The organism is Johannesbaptistia floridana, assembly GCF_057440575.1.
In genome coordinates this window covers 1-3,327 of record NZ_JALKVM010000088.1, presented here as the reverse complement: position 1 = coordinate 3,327, position 3,327 = coordinate 1, and the positions used below count along the sequence as shown (strand labels likewise).

Sequence of the window (3,327 nt, the reverse complement as noted above, 5' to 3'; positions counted from 1 at the left end):
ATAGATGTTTACAGTTATCATGAAAAGCCCCCCTTTAATAAGCTATCCTTTATAAGCAACTCACCAAACCCTTGTATAGCAGGGAGCTTCTGAGCAGGGAGCAGGGAGAGGGGTTTTAAGTAAAATTACTTAAGTTGTGGATAAAATGTATATTACTATACATTATTTTCTTAAACAAAATCTGAAAAAGCACTTAATTACAAGTTGGTGTTTTTGTCAAGTTTTATGTTAAGAAAGATGTTTATAAAGGATAGCTTTAATAAGGGGGGTTTGGGGGGAAAAGTTTATCTAAATATGGTTAACACTACAACGAGCACTGCTATAATTTTATGGGTAAGATTTCCAAGTATGATAGGGCTAAAGCCCTACTACAAACTTATCGATTCCCGATAAATCACGGTCCGCTTTAATTTATGTAAATATTTTAATATATCTAAAAAAGGAAGGAACATCGGTGTGAGCTCACTCATTTTAACTTTTAATTAAGCCCATTTACTTAGTATGCTGTTTAAGTAATTCTACTATTTCTGTATGTTTCTTACGTATAGCCTTATCTAAGGGAGTATTTCGGTCGCTATTGAGAGAATTAACATCAGCTCCGGCTTCGATGAGCATTTTTACTATTTCTGTATTTCCTCCACTGGCAGCAGAATGTAAGGGAGTGTCACCATAGCTAGTACGAGAATTAACATCAGCTCCGGCTTCGATGAGTATTTTTACTATTTCTGTATTTCCTCCACTGACGGCAGAATGTAAGGGAGCGTGACCAGAGTTATTACAAGAATTAACATCGGCCCTAGTTTCGATGAGCATTTTTACTATTTCTGTATTTCCTTTATAGGCAGCCATAAGTAAGTAGTTAGTATTGTCAGGAGTCTCAAAATTAACATTTGTACCCCTTTCTCGTAGCATGTTTACTATTTCTAATTTTTCACTATCTTGAACAAATCCTAAAATTACATAATTTTTGCTATTGTAAAAATTAATCTCAGTGATTTTATCTAGTTTTAGTTCTCCTTCTGAACCAAGAAAATATAAAATTGTTTTGTCATCAAGAGTTTTAACCTTAACCTTAGCCCTTGCTAACAATAATATTTTCGCTAATTCTAACTTGCCTTGAGTTTTCAACCATTTTTTTTCATTATTCCCCAATAAATAACCAAACTTATAAGTTTTCTTAATTTGCTGATTATCTGTTAACTTTAAGCCGTTTTCAAATTTATAGTTAAATTGCCTTAAATTTAAACGATAGCGATTTATTTTACGCTTAAAAAAATATTCAGTTACCATTATATTTTGAGGCTCAACAATTAAATTTCTTTCTAAGAAAAGTTCCTTAAAAATTAAAAGCCGAGGCCATTGAGACAATCCTATAATTACAGCTACAATACTAACCCCATAGAAAAATTGCCAAAAATTATTCCAATTATACTCAATAGGAATAATTATGAATATCATAGTTATTAAGATTACATATAAATAATTAATAACTATTTTAAGATTTATCTTAGGTTTCAAAATATTTAAGATGGGCTCGATATAGTTGACGCTTAATAAGATTAACCAAAATAAGATAAAACTCAAACCATAATGATTATTTGTGCAAGCTTTTAAAGCGAACCAAATATAAATCAACCCTAGTAAGTCGCTCATCATAAATAAATAAAATAATCGGGGATACCTGTTTTGAACTAGACCCGGTAAAAATCTAATGTTTAGTTGATTATTCTGATTATTTATCAATAAATTACTATCTTTTATCAAAGGCTTTCTTTTTAGGAAAACTTCCTGTGCGTCTCGGGCATTTTCAAATCTATTTTCTGATAAGGGTTCAATTAATTTGTCTATCCATTGATAAAATTCCTGAGAAATATTTACATATTTTTTAAACTGGATTTTTAACTTTTTTTGTGGTAAGTCTGTGGGATGTTTCCCGCTCAACAGAAAGATTAAAGTATTTCCCAAACCATATAAATCTGTGGTTAAATTCGCTCCTCCTTGATATTGTTCTGGTGCCATATAACCATAAGTTCCCACCACCGTTTGACAGGTCATAGTCTGATGATATTTATCTTGTACACCGCCAAAATCTACTAAAAATACTTGCTGAGTTTCTTGAGAGTAGATTAAATTTTCTGGTTTAATATCCCGATGAATTATTGGTGGTATTTGTTGTTGTAAATAAACTAAAATCTCTAGAATTTGAGCAGCAATGCCTTTTACTATCTTTTGATTAGGTTGCCAACCTGACTCGGTTAAACTAGCTAATGATTGCCCGGGAGCGAGTTCCTGCACTAGATAAAAATAAGTATCGCTCTCAGTTTCGATTTGAAAATAATCTAGATATTTAGGGATATTGGGGTGATTTAATTGTTGTAAGATTTGAGCTTCTTTAGCTAATAAATCAGCATTTTTCCAATTATCCAAGTTTTTCAAAGAGAGACATTTAATCGCGATAGTCTTTTGAGTTTTTAAATCTTTGGCGGCATAAGTACTACCAAAGCCTCCTGAGCCTAAAAGATTAACAAGAGAGTAGCGTTCAGCGATAAGATCATTTTTTGAGTGTATATTTTTCATGATATTTTTTTATTTACTCTATTTTTGAAGTAATTTTACTATTTCTGTATGTCTAAAATAGTTAGCAAAATCTAAGGGAGTGTAACCCCATTTGTTACGAATATTAATATTAGACCCAGCTTCGATGAGCATTTTTGCTATTTCTGTATGTCCTTGATAGGCAGCAGAATGTAAGGGCATGTTACCATTGTGATTTTGAGTATTAACATTAGCTCCGGCTTCGATGAGCATCTTTACTATTTCTGTATCTCCTTGATAGGCAGCAAAAAGTAAGGGACTCTGATTATTACTATTTTGACTATTAACATTAGCCCCAGCTTCGATGAGTATTTTGACCATTTCTGTATCTCCTTGAGAGGCAGCTAAAAGTAAGAGACTCTGATTATTACTATTTTGAGTATTAACATTAGCCCCAGCTTCGATGAGCATCTTTACTATTTCTGTATGCCCTCGAAGGGCAGCATAATGTAAGGGAGTGTGACCATAGTGATTAGGAGAATTAACATCAGCTCCGGCTTCGATGAGCATTTTTGCTATTTCTGTATGTCCTTGAAGGACAGCCTCATATAAGGGAGTTGCACTAGTAATATTTTTAAGATTAACATCAGCTCCAGCTTCGATGAGCATCTTTACTATTTCTGAATCGCCTACAGCTACCATGCAATGTAATATGGTCGTTTTGTTACTAACTCTATTAACTTCAGCATTGGCACTTCCCCCCTTTGCCAAATAATTTTTCACCATTTCTGG

Annotated in this window: 2 protein-coding genes; both read right to left on the bottom strand. The window is 32.9% G+C overall.

All coding sequences use genetic code 11. The annotated features are described in order from the left end of the window. Window positions 1–492: 492 nt before the first annotated feature. Window positions 493–2,577: a protein kinase domain-containing protein gene (locus MW688_RS06245; protein ID WP_486735076.1), complete on the bottom strand. Its 2,085-nt coding sequence runs from the start codon at window positions 2,575–2,577 to the stop codon at window positions 493–495. Window positions 2,578–2,595: 18 nt separating this feature from the next. Then, on the bottom strand, window positions 2,596–3,327 hold a 732-nt coding region (locus MW688_RS06240; RefSeq protein WP_486735075.1), incomplete at its 5' end, for an ankyrin repeat domain-containing protein.

Bases quoted from the DNA above. Each gene is read 5' to 3' on its own strand.
- MW688_RS06245 (WP_486735076.1), bottom strand. From the start codon at position 2,577: ATGAAAAATATACACTCAAAAAATGATCTTATCGCTGAACGCTACTCT.